This is a genomic window from Segatella cerevisiae (genome assembly GCF_024054555.1).
Classification (GTDB): Bacteria; Bacteroidota; Bacteroidia; order Bacteroidales; family Bacteroidaceae; genus Prevotella; species Prevotella cerevisiae.
The window spans coordinates 1-14,777 of record NZ_JAMXLY010000058.1 but is presented as its reverse complement, the minus strand read 5'-3'; the positions used below and the strand labels follow the sequence as shown (position 1 = coordinate 14,777).

At 44.2% G+C, this 14,777-nt stretch carries 12 protein-coding genes and 3 pseudogenes; 3 read left to right on the top strand and 12 right to left on the bottom strand.

The window, feature by feature from the left end:
* Positions 1-127: 127 nt before the first annotated feature.
* Positions 128-463 (top strand): annotated as a pseudogene (locus tag NG821_RS11445) (transposase); the annotation flags it as partial.
* A gap of 1,431 nt (positions 464-1,894) precedes the next feature.
* On the opposite strand, the gene NG821_RS11440 reads toward NG821_RS11445, so the two are convergent.
* From NG821_RS11440 to NG821_RS11420, 5 genes are all read right to left on the bottom strand, one after another.
* A complete protein-coding gene (locus NG821_RS11440; protein WP_252761792.1) occupies positions 1,895-2,785 on the bottom strand; it encodes a TIGR01777 family oxidoreductase in 891 nt (296 codons plus the stop codon).
* A gap of 219 nt (positions 2,786-3,004) precedes the next feature.
* Positions 3,005-3,916, bottom strand: coding sequence for a 2-dehydropantoate 2-reductase (locus NG821_RS11435; RefSeq protein ID WP_252761791.1), 912 nt, complete (start codon positions 3,914-3,916; stop codon positions 3,005-3,007).
* A gap of 127 nt (positions 3,917-4,043) precedes the next feature.
* Positions 4,044-4,610, bottom strand: coding sequence for a helix-turn-helix transcriptional regulator (locus NG821_RS11430; RefSeq protein ID WP_252761790.1), 567 nt, complete (start codon positions 4,608-4,610; stop codon positions 4,044-4,046).
* 40 nt (positions 4,611-4,650) lie between these two features.
* Positions 4,651-5,958, bottom strand: a complete 1,308-nt coding sequence (locus NG821_RS11425) for a Y-family DNA polymerase (protein ID WP_252761789.1) — start codon at positions 5,956-5,958, stop codon at positions 4,651-4,653.
* 20 nt (positions 5,959-5,978) lie between these two features.
* Positions 5,979-6,446: a LexA family protein gene (locus NG821_RS11420; RefSeq protein WP_252761788.1), complete on the bottom strand. Its 468-nt coding sequence runs from the start codon at positions 6,444-6,446 to the stop codon at positions 5,979-5,981.
* Positions 6,447-6,799: 353 nt separating this feature from the next.
* Between NG821_RS11420 and NG821_RS11415 the strand changes: the two genes are divergently transcribed.
* The gene (locus tag NG821_RS11415; protein WP_252761787.1) at positions 6,800-7,648 is read left to right on the top strand and encodes an energy transducer TonB; all 849 of its coding nucleotides are present in this window, start codon (positions 6,800-6,802) and stop codon (positions 7,646-7,648) included.
* A gap of 310 nt (positions 7,649-7,958) precedes the next feature.
* Here NG821_RS11415 and NG821_RS11410 read toward each other — a convergent pair whose 3' ends face one another.
* Entirely contained in the window at positions 7,959-9,302 is a 1,344-nt protein-coding gene (locus tag NG821_RS11410) for an MATE family efflux transporter (RefSeq protein WP_252761786.1), read from the bottom strand.
* Positions 9,303-9,440: 138 nt separating this feature from the next.
* Here NG821_RS11410 and NG821_RS11405 point away from each other — a divergent pair, with 138 nt between their 5' ends.
* The gene (locus NG821_RS11405; RefSeq protein WP_252761785.1) at positions 9,441-10,733 is read left to right on the top strand and encodes a metallophosphoesterase family protein; all 1,293 of its coding nucleotides are present in this window, start codon (positions 9,441-9,443) and stop codon (positions 10,731-10,733) included.
* A 14-nt stretch (positions 10,734-10,747) separates the two neighbouring features.
* Here NG821_RS11405 and NG821_RS11400 read toward each other — a convergent pair whose 3' ends face one another.
* From NG821_RS11400 to NG821_RS11375, 6 genes and pseudogenes are all read right to left on the bottom strand, one after another.
* Positions 10,748-11,476: an SDR family NAD(P)-dependent oxidoreductase gene (locus NG821_RS11400; RefSeq protein ID WP_252761784.1), complete on the bottom strand. Its 729-nt coding sequence runs from the start codon at positions 11,474-11,476 to the stop codon at positions 10,748-10,750.
* A gap of 24 nt (positions 11,477-11,500) precedes the next feature.
* Positions 11,501-12,619 (bottom strand): UDP-N-acetyl glucosamine 2-epimerase, encoded by a 1,119-nt coding sequence (locus NG821_RS11395; protein WP_252761783.1) that lies wholly within the window; start codon positions 12,617-12,619, stop codon positions 11,501-11,503.
* A 38-nt stretch (positions 12,620-12,657) separates the two neighbouring features.
* Positions 12,658-13,608 (bottom strand): SPFH domain-containing protein, encoded by a 951-nt coding sequence (locus NG821_RS11390; RefSeq protein ID WP_252761782.1) that lies wholly within the window; start codon positions 13,606-13,608, stop codon positions 12,658-12,660.
* Positions 13,609-13,637: 29 nt separating this feature from the next.
* Complete coding sequence (locus tag NG821_RS11385; RefSeq protein WP_252761793.1) at positions 13,638-14,123, bottom strand: NfeD family protein; 486 nt, start codon at positions 14,121-14,123, stop codon at positions 13,638-13,640.
* 203 nt (positions 14,124-14,326) lie between these two features.
* Positions 14,327-14,650, bottom strand: a pseudogene (locus tag NG821_RS11380) (M48 family metalloprotease); the annotation flags it as partial.
* 14 nt (positions 14,651-14,664) lie between these two features.
* Positions 14,665-14,777 (bottom strand): annotated as a pseudogene (locus NG821_RS11375) (IS982 family transposase); the annotation flags it as partial.

The following is a 14,777-nucleotide window of genomic DNA, read 5'->3' as shown; positions in this document are numbered from 1 at the left end:
ATCAATCTGCAGCGTGACGCTCGCCGAGGCGTTACACGACGCCTCTTGCCGCTATGCGCGCTCTCCGTGGATGAGTATATTATTTAAATAAAAGTTAAACATTGTCTAAAATTGGGGTATAGTATAAATGATGCTTTTCCATGATTCGGGCTACCGTTGCCTAAAACATTCTTATAAGGAAGAAGTATGCCGGCATATGCGTCACCTTTCCCCAAAAGTTGTATCCTCCAACCGCTTTGTAGAGTTAGAGAAAGAAGTAGCGGTGCCCCTTGACCTATTCATCAAAAAGGTACTTCTTGACAAATGTGCAGGAATTAGCTTTGCAGGCAATACACCTTCCCCATATTTGCAGGAATCAGAGAATACACAACCATAAAACCTTCAAGGGAATCGCTCAAAGAGGCAAATGTTCTATGGGCTGGTTCTCGGATTCAAACTTCACTTAATTTGCAATGAGAAAGGATAACTTTTGAACCTTATGATCACCATTAAGATTTATCTATAAAGTAAGCATAAAATACAAAAATCATAACCAACGCTGCTACAATAGACAGTAACAACAAGAATATTTCCTCAATCTTCTTCTTCCGAAGATAACAACTAATCAGGTCATCATCTCTTGTAATTCTATTTTTTAATATTAATTTCATTCGGCGTAATATTTTATATTTGAACATTATGACTATCAAAAAACTCCTTAATTATTTAAAACTCATTTACTCTGCATCAACAAAACCTTAATCTGAATTAGTACAAGGCAATTTTGTGCAAAGTGCAAAGAGCAAAGTGTAAATTCCAGCTCATTTTTCGTTAACTTCTGATGTGACATCTTTGACGATATTTCTATATCTGTACCTCTACTATAAGGCTATCCAATATTCAATACAAAGTGGCATTACTGCTAAAGAGAATCAAAGAAGGGCACTTCATGTGATATATAAACAACCAGAGACAGCACAATATCCTTAGAAAGGTACACTAAAAACAGGTTGCACATTTATCGACAACAGAACTTGGAGAAGTCCAAAGTCATGTGATTTTTCCGAAGATAAAATTCCTCACATAAAACCCGGATTTAAATTGTATCTCCCAAATAAGGTTAATACCAGATTGGAGAAAACACGATAAATATAACGATATGTTCTTTTCATCAACTATTATAAACTAGATTGGTCTTACTAAGGTTAAATAGATTACAATACTATGTAATTTTTCTCATCCGAATGGGAGATTCCAACAGTCTAGAAGTCTTGGAATTAGCATTCCTAAAATGACAATTATAGGTATTTATTCAGCATTTTTATGAAGTTATGTACATTTTATTTCAACAAATAAAAGCATTAAACGGGCATTCACATAAAAGAGTATGTTTCCGCAACACCTTATATTAGCTCAATATTCGAATTCAAGGATTTATTCTGGTTTTAGCAATGGTTGAAAATTCCATATTCAAATTAAAGGAACAACTTCGAACATATTGCACCACTTGAAAAATAGGGAAAATAGAATCTGCATAAAAAAGAATCACCTCCTTTCTCTTGATTATTTTAGAAGTTATTAGTTACAATTAGGTATCAGTAACAAAGATAAGAAATAATTTCTATGAGCGAATAAATACTTCGATAAGACACGCTTTTATTAACCTTATTTAATATATTACATTATAACATTAATATGTATACATTTACAATTTGATTATCAGATTATATCCATTTCTACTTTCAAAAAGCATACCAATATACCAATACAACTTTCAGAGAGTTACAAAACAAAAAAGGGAAAATAAGCAGAGAACAGAATCTTCATTCCAGTAGAGATTCCGTAGCATGCCTTATCTCCAACCCGTTTATTTTGAGTGAATACACATTAGTTATCATTCATGATCTTTTACGTATTACAGACTTTGGGATATCGAATGACAAGAAAAGCGGAAACCAGATGCTCTGACCTTTGCATTACTCACCCTAGACCCTCTCAATAACATTTCAGACAGCTCACCGAACATGAACTTAATCATCCATGACGGCACATTCGGCAAGACATTTTTCCTACCAAAAGAATGTAACAGTTGTTTGGAAAATTCATTCATCGTGATATGCTCATCAGCAACAGCATTGAAAACCCCTTCCATCTCTTTATTTTCCAAAATATAACTATAGAGTCTGATCAAATCAGCGATACCAATCCACGGTAGATATTGCCTCCCGCTCCCTAAAGAAACATTGATTCCTAATCTCGCCAAAGGTTTTAATCTCTGATACATTCCTCCATTCTTTCCGATCACCACACCTTTGCGCAAAATGACTATCCGATCCGCAACTTTCCCAAACTTCAATGCCTCTGTCTCCCATCGCCGACAGACATCAACCAAGAAATCAGTTCCAGCCTCATCTTTTTCTTGAAAAATATGCCCTGTCGTCACTGCTCCATAGTATCCCACTGCCGATGAAGATATCAATACCTGTATCTTGGCTCCTGCCTTCAACATACATTTCAGCAGCAGTTCCAAAGATTCTATTCTACTCTTCAGAATTTCTTCTTTCCTGTTTTTCGTCCAGCGCTTTTCCCCGATATTAACACCCGTCATATTAATAAGTGCCTCCACCCCATCAAAAGCATGTGGGTCAATAAATCCTTGCTCCATATTCCAACGATAATAATGAACGTTTTCTACACCCGTCATTTCCCTACGAGTCAGGACATTCAACTCATATCCTTTTCCGGCAAGGAATGTGCATAAATGTCTCCCGATGAAACCGGTACCACCGGCAATTAATATTCTCATAATTCCAAAGTATTAAATTTAAAATCCGCACAACTCAAATGATACATGCTTTCAATAATAGCAAGTTTTAATGTAGGATATAGCTCCGAATACAATAGACGGGCACGTGATTCCCTGATAGAAGACACTTTACAGAAACCTGTTACTACAGCAAAGATAGTAATAAAAAACAGGGAAAGCGCACTTTCCCTGATAAACTATAACGACAATAACCGAGAGTTATAGATTATTCCGTTCTTTGAATTTCAATTCCGCTTCGAGCATAGACAATTTAGGCATCTCATAACCTGCCTTTTTTGCCTCCTCTATCGGACGTGTATAGAGATAATAGATCTCCATCGGGCGATGGAAGTCATAATCAAGTTTCATACTCGGTGAATAAGGTGGCATATCTTGAGTAAAATGGATGATCTTATCCACCAAATCGTGTGTAAGCGTTTTTACGCCACAAGCCCTTGCCCCGTCTATTACTTCCAGCATAAGGTCACGGATGAGTTGATTAGAAGCCGGATCTGCAAGCAGTGCATCTGTTTTTGTATCCAAAGCCACCGTCATCCCGTTGAAAGACATATTCCAAATCGCCTTATTCCAGCGTGCCTTATGATACTCGACCTCTTTGGCCTTGACACCTGCCGCATTCATTTCCGAGATCAGTTTGTCCATGACATTTTGATCTTTACAACTGTAATTGCCGATATCTATCGATCCCTGTGCCAGATGGTCCACCACTCCAGGTTTCGTCTTTGCCGCACAGACATATGCCAAGCCAGCTGCAAGCCAAGTACCCGGAAACATCTTCTGGATATCATCTTCCACACCGATGCCGTTTTGTATCATTACCACTAAAGTATCAGCTTTCAAAAGTGGAGGCAGCAACGTTTTCAACAACTCATTGTTTACAGATTTCAGAGCCACTAATACCACATCGCATTGCGGCATATCCTCAGCATGCTGATAGGCATGTACAGGAAAGAGGTGGAAGTCTCCGTCATAAGAATTGACCTGAAGTCCCTGTTTGCAGACCACATCATAATCCCGATGAAAGAGAAAATGTACTTCCTGACCAGACTTCGCCAGTTTAGCACCAAAAAAGCCACCGATGGCACCTGTTCCAATAATCCCATACTTCATAATTCTACAATCTTTAATTTAAAATCTCATATTTACATCATGAAAAATCCGCTTACCCAATAAGAAGGCAAGAATACCTTTTTATTACTCACACTTCCTGAAAACAACCTATACAATAAATCTCTTTTCAGATTTTATCCAAAGCCTTCAGCATATTCCCTTTCCGGACCTTGAAAGCAGAAGGAGTCATACCTGTAACACTCTTGAACTGGCTGGAGAGATATGCCACACTGGAATAATTAAGTTTATTGGCGATTTGGGTCAAACTCAACTGGTCATACTTAATCAGTTCTTTCACTCGTTCCACCCGTTGTTCGATATAATAGCGCTCTATCGTCTTGCCGACCACCTCACTGAAAAGTTTGCTCAATGCCGAATAGTCACTATGCAATTTTTCAGAGAGGTAATCCGAAAGATTGACATCAGAACGGTCATTCTCATAGTGTACCAATTTTATAATAGCGCTCTTGATCTGTCCGATTGTCTGCCGCCGTTTGTCGTCGAGCAGTTCAAAACCCATTTTCTCGAGCGCCTCCCGGAGTTGGTTTCGCTGACCCTCAGAGAGTTGGTCTGCAAGCTGCACCTCCCCGAGTTCTACACTCCTCGGGTGCAATTTCAGACCATTCAATATTTGGGAGACCGCCATGATACACCGGTCACAGACCATATTTTTGATATACAATATTGTTTCCATTCTCTTCCTATCTTAAAAATTCCATTACCCGAATAGCAACTCAGTCAACTTCAAGGATGTCAGACCACCTTGTCGTATATTCAGGACTTTTCCTGTCTCTCCGGATAGCCTCAGCAAACTTCACAGCCTTCCCATGACTGTCCTTCGCCGTATATTGCCTTGCTGCCAAGACCACCGTCTCTCGCCCGTTGATTCTGTTGATACGATCAATGACAGCATCCAGTCGGTTCTCTTTCTGATACAATTCGGGGCGATAATCCCAGAAATCCGTCTGAACACTATTGTCAGGACAAATATCCATCAGCAGTACACCGGCACGCTTATAAGGGTAACCCTGTACGAAAGCACTTCTGAAACATTGCATCGCCGTGCTTACGATAATCCGGGTACTGCTGGACGGTGTCAACAGCGTACGCATTCTGAACATCCCCTCAGGATAACCGGTTCTCCGATAAGGATCAGTATCTATGAATACGGCAACACCTGCTGCCACTTGATGATATAGTCGCAACCGTTCAGCGCACCTCGCGGCATCATTGGCGACATGCGTTTTAATATCCTCATACTGGAAAAGGACATGGGAGAAAGACCGGGAGACACTAATGCTCTTCTTCCTCACCCGATCCAAATTCATATCGTCAATAGGAATACAGTCCTGTCCATTCAACTCCTTCCATGTCCGTTGCCCAATCACATTAAAGCGGGCACGTATCCACGATTCAGGTCGAGCTGCAAAATCACCTGCAGTCTTGATTCGGGAAACTTGTAAGTCCACTGCCCAACGTCGTCCGATACCCCACACCTTCCCTATTGGGAAAATCTGCAGAGCCTTCAGGCGCTGTTCTTTTGTGCTGATCATACAGCAGTGGCGGTATCCTGGATAAGTCTTGGCAAAGCGTGCCGCCACCTTAGCCAGCGTTTTCGTTCTTCCGATGCCGATGCTCACAGGAATACCCAGTCCGCGCCAGACTTCCCGGTATAAATTTTCGCCCCAAGCCTTCAGGTCAGATTCCCATTTATCAGGAAACACACAGAAACCTTCGTCTATGGAATAGCGGTGAAATTCAGGCACATCACGACTCACAATATTCATCAGTCGCCGTGTCATGTCGGCATACAACTCATAGTTTGAAGAGAAAGCATAAATCTTTTTCCCGGGAAAAAGCTCAGGGAGTTTGAAAAAAGGCACTCCTCTTTCGATGCCCATAGCCTTGGCCTCATTGCTCCGTGCCACGACACAACCATCATTATTAGACAACACGACAACGGGCTTACCGTTGAGGTCAGGCCGGAAGGAACGCTCGCACGAAACGTACGCATTATCGACATCTACAAGAGCATAATACATCAATCTTTTCCTCCCGTCATCTATTTATGCCAATTCTTAATCGTATACTGGACCACTCCCCACACCATGAAATCATCATCGGCAGCAGTGACACGGAATACCGGATATTCAGGATTGGCCGGTCTCAGTTCTATATAACCCTCATTATAATGAGTATTATCGAAAAATTTCACCGTGTATTTGTGGTCATAGAAAGCCACGACGACATCGCCGTTTCTGGGTTCCAGAGAACGGTCTATCACTAATAAATCGCCATCGCTGATTCCTGCCTGGATCATAGAGTCTCCACGTACCCGGCCATAGAAAGTCGTATCCGGATGATGGATCATATCTCTATTGAAATCGAGTGATTCCATCTCATATGATTCGGCAGGTGAAGGGAAGCCGGCCTTGATTCCCGGTGCATATTCCAAGGTCAGCCTACTTTCGGCTGCACTTCTTATGAACACAATTTCCCCCTGGTTATTCTGATTAATTGGCTTTTCCATTGTCACCCTTCCCGAAGGGCTGTCAGAGAGCAATTCTTCTCCCGATCAGTATCCTTCCGCTTCCGCAAAATTAAACTTTTCCAGTCAATTTACCAAATATATTCTTTGAATTTTTTACAACCCTTTTTCGGGTTCATCAGACCATTCTATGCCGGTCTTTCCAAGGAATGAATCGATAAAGAACAGAAACAAGTCCTCTGACGGAAGACTTTTAAGGAACATTTGCCTATAAAAATTTGGAGTTAGATAGAAAAAAACATAACTTTGCGATTTGAAAGTCTCCCTGACGTTGAAACGAGACGATCCATACCCAATCCGTTTCAGCATAAATAAGGATAAAGACCAATCGTACAATGTCTAGAATAGATTTAAATGACCCAAAATGGCTGAATCTGGTTTTTTCAGGCCGCAACAAGAAATACGGGGCTTACGAGCTTCGTGAAGGGACTCCGAGGAGAAATCTGACAGCTCTGCTCATCATCTTGGGCACAGCCGCCGCTATCATCATCTGCGTAGGTGTCATCCTATTCATCGACAATCATTCCATGAACCTGAATGACATCAAAAGCGTAGAATTCAATGATATGAAAGCACTTCCCCCACTGGCACAAGGCAACCAGTTGTCCAGGCGGCAATCAGGATACGCATCGCATAAGGTCGTCAAACAGGGAGAGAAGGTATTGAAACTGTTTGGAGAAGATCAGCAGCGTCCTGTCATACCTCCAGACGCCGCCACAACAGACAACAACGGTTCTCCCGGGGGAACGAGTGATGTAGGGGAAAGTACCGGCGGCTCAGACTCCAGCGTAGCTGCCTCCGGAAAAGAGGGAGATAAAGCACACAACGACGAGCTGCAGGCATTGACCCAGACAACACCGGACAATCAGGCACTCAATTTCCGAATTGTAGAGCAACTGCCCGAATTCCCAGGAGGATGGGTGGAACTGATGAAATGGCTGGATAAGAACATCCAGTACCCGCCTACTGCAATGAAAAGTAAAATAGAAGGGGAAGTGATTGTATCTTTCATCATCAACACAAACGGGGCCCTCAGCAATATCAAGATCACGAAATCCGCTCATCCGTTACTAAATGCAGAAGCTATGAGGGTGGTCCATAAGATGCCAAAATGGAAACCGGGAATCCACAATGACAAACCCTGCAAGACGATGTTCTCCATCCCTATCGTGTTCCGCTTATAATACGCGCGGAATGGAAAACAGTCTTTGCCAGTAATTGTATCGAAAACCATTGAAAAATCGGAAGCATCTGTCCTTGATAAAGAGATAAAAATCAAGAAATGAGGAGAAAAGCATTTCATGAGCCTTCCGGATGTTGTCCCATTCAAGGCTAAGTCAGAAGTGACAGACATTATTTATAGTTAAGCCCCCACTAAATTGTCAGTTATCAAGCATAACTATTTCTTTGCGCCAGTATAAAATTGTATTCCCCCGAATCTATATGTCAAGCACAAATATCCATTACATCAATCCGATGATAAAATCCAGCAGATTATTTTCCTTTTAATTTAAATTCATTAAAAGTATATTTCATAATAGGAATAGTCAATAAGAAAGCGCAGACATCACTCCAACTCTGTGACATCTCTACACCCAGAATACCGAAATGTGCAGGCAAGATCATGACGAAAGGAATGAAGAACAATCCCTGCCGTGCAGCAGCGAGAACATTTGCGCGCCAGGATTTCCGACACACCTGTGTCAGCATATTGCTCGCCATGGTAAAAGAGTCGAAAGGGAACGTGGACAACTGCCAGATCAGAGCTGCACTACCTACCTTGATTACTTCCGGATCGTTTCTGAACAACATGATGATCTGTGTACTGAAACAGATGCCAATTGCAGCGCAAAACACCAGAAATACAGTTCCTATCTTGACAGTGTACCAATAAGCCGATTTCATACGACTGAACAAGCGTGCGCCATAGCAGAATCCGCATAGCGGTTGGAAGCCCTGCCCCAGACCGATCACTGTTGACATGATGAATGTCGTCAGGCGGTCTACAATGGACATGCCGGCAATGGCCGCATCACCATAGGCACCGGCACTGACGTTCAGGGCAATCATAGAGACACTCGCCAATCCTTGTCTGGAAAGAGAGGGACTGCCGCCATAGAAAATCTCCTTGAAAAGGTTCCATGAAGGAGAAAAATTCTTAAAAGTAATTCCGATATTCTTCGGACTGTGAGTCATTCTGATAAGAATGAAGAAAGATACCACCTGCCCTGTTATCGTCGACAGCGCCGCTCCTCCGACCCCTAATCCCAATACGAAGATCAGGAGCGGGTCCAAAATGATGTTCAATATAGATCCTGTCACAATGCCGATCATTGAAAGAGCAGCATTGCCCTGCTGCCGCATCTGATTGTTGAGTGTCAGTGAGGAAGTAAAGAAGGGGGCTCCAATAAGGATGATCGACATGAACTTTTCCGTGTAAGGGAGAATGGTAGGAGTTGAGCCCAACATGACGGACAACGGTCTGAGGAATACCTCCCCGATGATCATTAAGAGACAACCGAACATAAAGGAAAAGAAGAATCCCGTAGATGCCATTTTCCGGGCATTGTGATGCCTTCTGGCCCCCAGTTCTCTCGCTATATACGTTCCCGAACCTTGACCGAAATAAAAGCCGAAAGCCTGGATGATGTACATGACCGAAAACACTATCCCCACTCCTGCCGTTGACTGAGTATTAAGATGACCGACAAAAAAGGTATCGGCTATATTGTAAAAACTCGTCACAAGCATGGATATAATCGTCGGAACTGCCATCCTGTGGATGACCTTGGGGACAGGTGCTGAGGTGAGGAAATCGAAGTTATCCCTTTTTTCCATGTCGCGCGCAAAGGTACGAAAAGAATCAGAAAAAACAAAGAAAGGTTCGTTTCTTTCAGGCTTATTAATTAATTTTGCCACTATTAAAGGCCCAGTCAACCTGCAAACCTGCAGATTCCTGAAAGAAACAAATATAAGATGAAAAAATATACATTTCGAGTTTATCAACACCCCTCTTGGAAACGGTTGTTGCTCCTCCTGTTCCTGTTTACTGCGCTCGTGTCATCAGCTCAGGTCCGCTTGTTCCTGATTTCCGATACCCATGTGATGTCCCCAAAATTACTTGTCAAAGACGGCAAAGCATGGCAAAATTACCTTGCCGGAGATAGGAAGATGGAAGACAAAAGTGCCGAGATGTTCAATGCGCTCATCGATACTGTATTGAAGGAAAAGCCGGCTGCAGTGCTGATTTCTGGTGACCTGACAAAAGACGGTTCAAAACTGAGCCACGAATATGTCGTCAGCAAACTAGACACACTTCTCAAGGCAAGAATTCCAACCTTTGTGGTGCCCGGCAACCATGACCTAGGTACACCGAACGCAGTCTATTTCGACGGCGACAGCACGAAGAAAGCAGAGATCATATATGCAGCAGAATTTGCCAATCTCTATCGGGATTTCGGATATGACAGCCTGTCTGTCAGAGACCTCTACTCCCTGAGCTATATCCGTCCGCTTTGCAAAGGTGTCAAACTCTTAGGCATCGATTCCAATACAGGGCAAATCAGCAACAGTACACTCAAATGGCTTTGTGATCAGGTTGTTCAGGCAAAGAAAGAAGGTTATCAGGTGATCGCCATGATGCACCACCCGCTCATGGAACATATTACTGGCATCAACCATTTCCTGCCTACGTCTGTCATCAAGAACGATACGACTGTCCGCGCGCGCCTGATGGAAAGTGGTGTCCACCTCATTCTGACCGGTCATTTCCACACCAGTGACATCGGGAAGGATTACAATACCAATAAGACCGACAGTATTTACGATATCAATACCGGTTCGACGATCACCTATCCCTGCTATTTCAGAGAACTGACCATCAGCAGTGATCTCAGTCATATTGATGTGATCACCCGAAACCTCACGCGTATCGGGAGTTGTGCAGACCTGAAGGCCTATTCCAAGAAACGCATCACAGACTATATTCTCAACCATATTAAATCCGTAGCGAGAAGTCGTCTGGGCATTCCCCCGTCACTCATCCCTTCCTCCATCGTCAAGGCCGTTGCAGATGCTTACATCGTGCACAGTGACGGGAATGAGAATCTTCAAGATACCAAGTCCTTATTCCAGAGTTTGAAAATTCCCATGATGTTCAGTTCTTCAGTGAGGACAGTCATCAAAAGTATGTTGGGCAACATCACGATGTATGGCACCGACCATGCCAATGTAACCAATGACCTGCGACTCACCATACCTTTAAGATAACAAGAGCCTAACCATTACAGTTTAAAATTTCTCCAGATCCAACGTGGCAGACAGGCCCAGGCAATCGTCAGAATATGCCAGCGCCAGTCGATCACTTTCAGATGCCGTTTCCGGTAAACAGCCTTGACAATCGCCTTTGCCACCGGCCCTACTGAAAGTTGCATGGGAAAAGCATTGGAACCTTTCAACAAAGGTGTTTTCACAAACCCCGGGCGGATATCCGTGAAATGGATCTTGAGATGCCGGCTGTGAGCCTGTTGTTCCAAAGCCTGAAGATAGGTCTGCTGGAAAGCCTTTGTGGCACTATAGGCAGGCGCAGGTCCAAGTCCTTTTGTACCGGCGATACTTGTGATGCACGCGATATGCCCATGGCCCTGTCCGGTGAAAAAGCGATAAGCCTCCCCGACCATCTGCGTCCAACCCAGACCATTTGTCCTCACTGTATCAATTTCTATCTCAGGATGTTTCAACTCAGGGTTCATCGCTCCTATTCCCGAAGCATGGAAATACAAGTCCATTCCGCCAACCATCTGAATCAGATGCCGCAGTTTCTCAGGTGCATCCTCATCAGTCACGTCGATGACCTCAGTCCACACCCTGTCAGGAGCACTCGCCTTGACAGTTTCCAGTTTTTCTTTCCGCCGGGCAGCAATACCCACCGTCCAACCCTGAGACAACAACAGTCGGGTGACTTCATACCCGATACCACTGCTGGCACCTATTATAATCGCTTTCTTTCCCATACTCAGGTTATTTTCGGACCACCCTTATTCCTTATTATATTGCACCTCTGAAAGAATGCGGAGAATACGCTCGGCGCTTCTCCCATCCCAACGGTCAGGGATAGCAGATTTTTTCCAGTTGCCATTCACCATATCCTCTACGGCCTTCTCCAAACGCTCGGGATCTTCTCCTACGAGAATGTTTGTCCCCGTCGTGATCGTCTCGATATGTTCCGTATAACTGTTCAGCGTGATACAAGGCACTTGGTTGAATGTCGCTTCTTCCGCCACATTGCCGGAATCCGTGATAATGCCTTTTGCGTGTGCCGTCAGATAACCGAACTCCAGATACCCCATAGGCTCTACGATGTGAATCTTCTGAAGGTCCAACCCATGCCGGGCGCCCAAAGTTTCGAGTGCACGCTTTGCCCGTCCGCGCAGAGAGGCGATGATCGGGACATCACCTGCAGCAGTCAGCATCCGAGACAGCATCCGGTAAAGGTTGTCCGTATCAGAAATAAGAACTTTCCTGTTGAGTGTAAAAACGATATATGTCCCGTCTTCTATGTCAAACTTTTTCAGACATGCAGGGCGGATCATCCGGTTACGGTCATAGCGGATATTATCCATGAGGATATTTCCCACCATATAGACCTTCGACAATTCGGCCCCCTCTTTGCTGGCAATGGAACTATTGCTGATCCCGGCAGTGAAGAGGATGTCACTCAGTCCGTCTATGACCAACCTGTTGATTTCCTTAGGCATGGAAATATTAAAACTCCTTGTGCCTGCTGCAATATGAGCCAGGAGGATGCCACGCTTTTTAGTGACGATAGCCACAGCCATTGTACTTGCCAGGTCATCTACGACGATGACGACGTCAGCAGGATGACCTTGCAGATACTCTTCAAATTTTGACATCACCTTCCCCGTCAACTCATTCAGGTTTTCTTCTACCACACCCAGATAAGCATCAGGTCCCGAGATCTGGAGATCTTCGAAAAGTGAGCCTTCTATCGTGGGATCACCTTCTGCGCCAGTATAGACCAGTTGATAATGTACAGGTTCCGTCTCCTGAGCATTCTCCTTGCTTCTCAGGACCCTGATAATAGGAGCCTCCTTGATGAAATTAGGGCGTGCTCCCGCAACAATACAAATATTCATTATTCTGATTTCATTATTCTGCATTCATCTGCCGGGGATCATTGCACCCGGAACAGTTCTTTGATGCCGCCCAGACTTCCCATCAAACTCGTTGCCTCATAAGGCAGGAAGACGGTCTTCGCTTTGTCGCCACTGCCCACCTGACTGAGCATCTCGATATATTTTTGAGCCAGGAGATAATTGGCAGGGTTCGTGCATTTGCCTACAGCTTCCGTGATCTTCTGGATAGCCACTGCTTCAGCCTCAGCTTTCCGTATACGAGCAGTAGCAAAACCTTCCGCATTCAGGATAGCCTCCTGTTTGGCAGCCTCAGCCTTATTGATGGTCGCAGCCTTGTCGCCTTCCGATTTCAGAATCTGTGCCTGTTTCTCCCCCTCACTGGTCAGAATGGTGGCGCGCTTGTTACGTTCAGCCTGCATCTGTTTCTCCATTGCCTGAAGGACGCTCTCAGGAGGGGTGATGTCCTGAAGTTCTACCCGGTTGACCTTGATGCCCCATTTATTAGTGGCGTCATCCAAGACCCCACGCAGTTTGGTATTGATCACGTCTCTTGAGGTCAGCGTCTGATCCAGTTCCATTTCTCCGATGATATTACGCAGAGTAGTCTGAGTCAGTTTCTCAATGGCATTGGGAAGGTTGTTGATCTCATAGACAGCTTTGAAAGGATCCACGATCTGGAAATAGAGCAAGGCATTGATCTGCATCTGGATATTATCCTTTGTGATGACATTCTGACGGTCGAAGTCATAGACCTGTTCCCGCAAGTCGATCTTGTGTGTATAGATATAACGTCCGTTGCTCATGGCATAGACCATTTTTGCCCTGTCCATGAAAGGGATGATGAGGTTGATGCCCGGCCTCAAAGTCGCATAGTATTTTCCGAGACGCTCGATGATACGGGTCTCACTCTGGGGAATAATCACGATGGCCGACTTGACAAAAACCAATGCCAAGACGACAATGACGATCAATACAACTGTTCCTACCATATTCGTAAATTTTTAGTTATCGGGATAATCTACCTGCCGGCATTCTGATGGCCGTCAGTTTCTTCTTTACATTTTGCCACTCTGACGATAATGGAATCACGGGAGACGATCTTCGCCCGTTCGCCTATCTGGAAGTCTGCCCCTGAATCGGAAACAGCTTTCCACTGATCGCCATCCACCTGAATATAACCGCTCTTCTGAGACGTGACCGGTTCTATCACCGTTCCAACACGTCCTATCAAGGCATCAGCATTACTCGAGCGTTCGTGCGACTTATTGTGGAAACGTTTGAGCAGCCGCGGACGAATCAGCCAAATGCTGAGGATAGAGAATACCGCCCAGATCACGACCTGCAACCAGAAAGGCAACCCCATTATAGAGGATGCAATCCCAAAGAGACCGCCTATGGCAAAACACGTAACGAAAAAGTCTCCGGAACTCAATTCAAGGATCAGGCATACACAGGTTACAATAACCCAAAACAGCCAGAAATTCTGACCGATATATTCAATCATCGGCATTTTTTATTATTGAAAAGGTGTTTAATCAGTGGTAAAGTTACGATAAAAAAACGAACATACCAAGAAAAGGGCGGAAAAAATTTCCGCCCTTTTCTTGGTATATAAATTGGATATTATCTTTTCAATGGTCTGATTCTGACCTGCAGGTCCAAAGGATTTCAGGACCGTTCTTCTTTACCTTTGTCCTGCCTGGCAGATCATCGGCGCCGTGTCGTCTTCTTCTTGGTCACCTTCTTGGTTGAAGACGGGGAAGAATAGGATTTCAGTGTTGTGGTCTGTGACGGCTGATAGTATTTCAAAGCCTCAGGCATCTCGGCTTGCAACGCAGCGATGCGCTTGGCATCACTCGGGTGATCACTCATGAAGTCGCTCACATTGGCACTGCCTGTAGAAGCCGACATCCGTTTCCAGAAAGTGATGGCTTCCTGAGGGTTATAACCTGCCATTGCCGCAAAGATCAGTCCCATGTGGTCAGCCTCAAGTTCATCGTCACGGCTGTACTTCAAATTAGCGAAACTGAAACCCGTTGGCGGAATTAATTTAGTGCGTATTTAATTCTACCGATGGGCTTGCCATTAATGTAATTCATATATTGAGAAACGGTTAGCGCACTGATTTTGCCAATTATTCTGGCAAACAAGCCGTTTG

What these genes read in the sequence shown, in the direction of transcription:
- NG821_RS11440 (WP_252761792.1), bottom strand. Translation starts at nt 2,785, where the DNA reads ATGAGAATATTAATTGCCGGTGGTACCGGTTTCATCGGGAGACATTTA.
- NG821_RS11435 (WP_252761791.1), bottom strand. Translation starts at nt 3,916, where the DNA reads ATGAAGTATGGGATTATTGGAACAGGTGCCATCGGTGGCTTTTTTGGT.
- NG821_RS11430 (WP_252761790.1), bottom strand. Translation starts at nt 4,610, where the DNA reads ATGGAAACAATATTGTATATCAAAAATATGGTCTGTGACCGGTGTATC.
- NG821_RS11425 (WP_252761789.1), bottom strand. Translation starts at nt 5,958, where the DNA reads ATGTATTATGCTCTTGTAGATGTCGATAATGCGTACGTTTCGTGCGAG.
- NG821_RS11420 (WP_252761788.1), bottom strand. Translation starts at nt 6,446, where the DNA reads ATGGAAAAGCCAATTAATCAGAATAACCAGGGGGAAATTGTGTTCATA.
- NG821_RS11415 (WP_252761787.1), top strand. Translation starts at nt 6,800, where the DNA reads ATGTCTAGAATAGATTTAAATGACCCAAAATGGCTGAATCTGGTTTTT.
- NG821_RS11410 (WP_252761786.1), bottom strand. Translation starts at nt 9,302, where the DNA reads ATGGAAAAAAGGGATAACTTCGATTTCCTCACCTCAGCACCTGTCCCC.
- NG821_RS11405 (WP_252761785.1), top strand. Translation starts at nt 9,441, where the DNA reads ATGAAAAAATATACATTTCGAGTTTATCAACACCCCTCTTGGAAACGG.
- NG821_RS11400 (WP_252761784.1), bottom strand. Translation starts at nt 11,476, where the DNA reads ATGGGAAAGAAAGCGATTATAATAGGTGCCAGCAGTGGTATCGGGTAT.
- NG821_RS11395 (WP_252761783.1), bottom strand. Translation starts at nt 12,619, where the DNA reads ATGAATATTTGTATTGTTGCGGGAGCACGCCCTAATTTCATCAAGGAG.
- NG821_RS11390 (WP_252761782.1), bottom strand. Translation starts at nt 13,608, where the DNA reads ATGGTAGGAACAGTTGTATTGATCGTCATTGTCGTCTTGGCATTGGTT.
- NG821_RS11385 (WP_252761793.1), bottom strand. Translation starts at nt 14,123, where the DNA reads ATGATTGAATATATCGGTCAGAATTTCTGGCTGTTTTGGGTTATTGTA.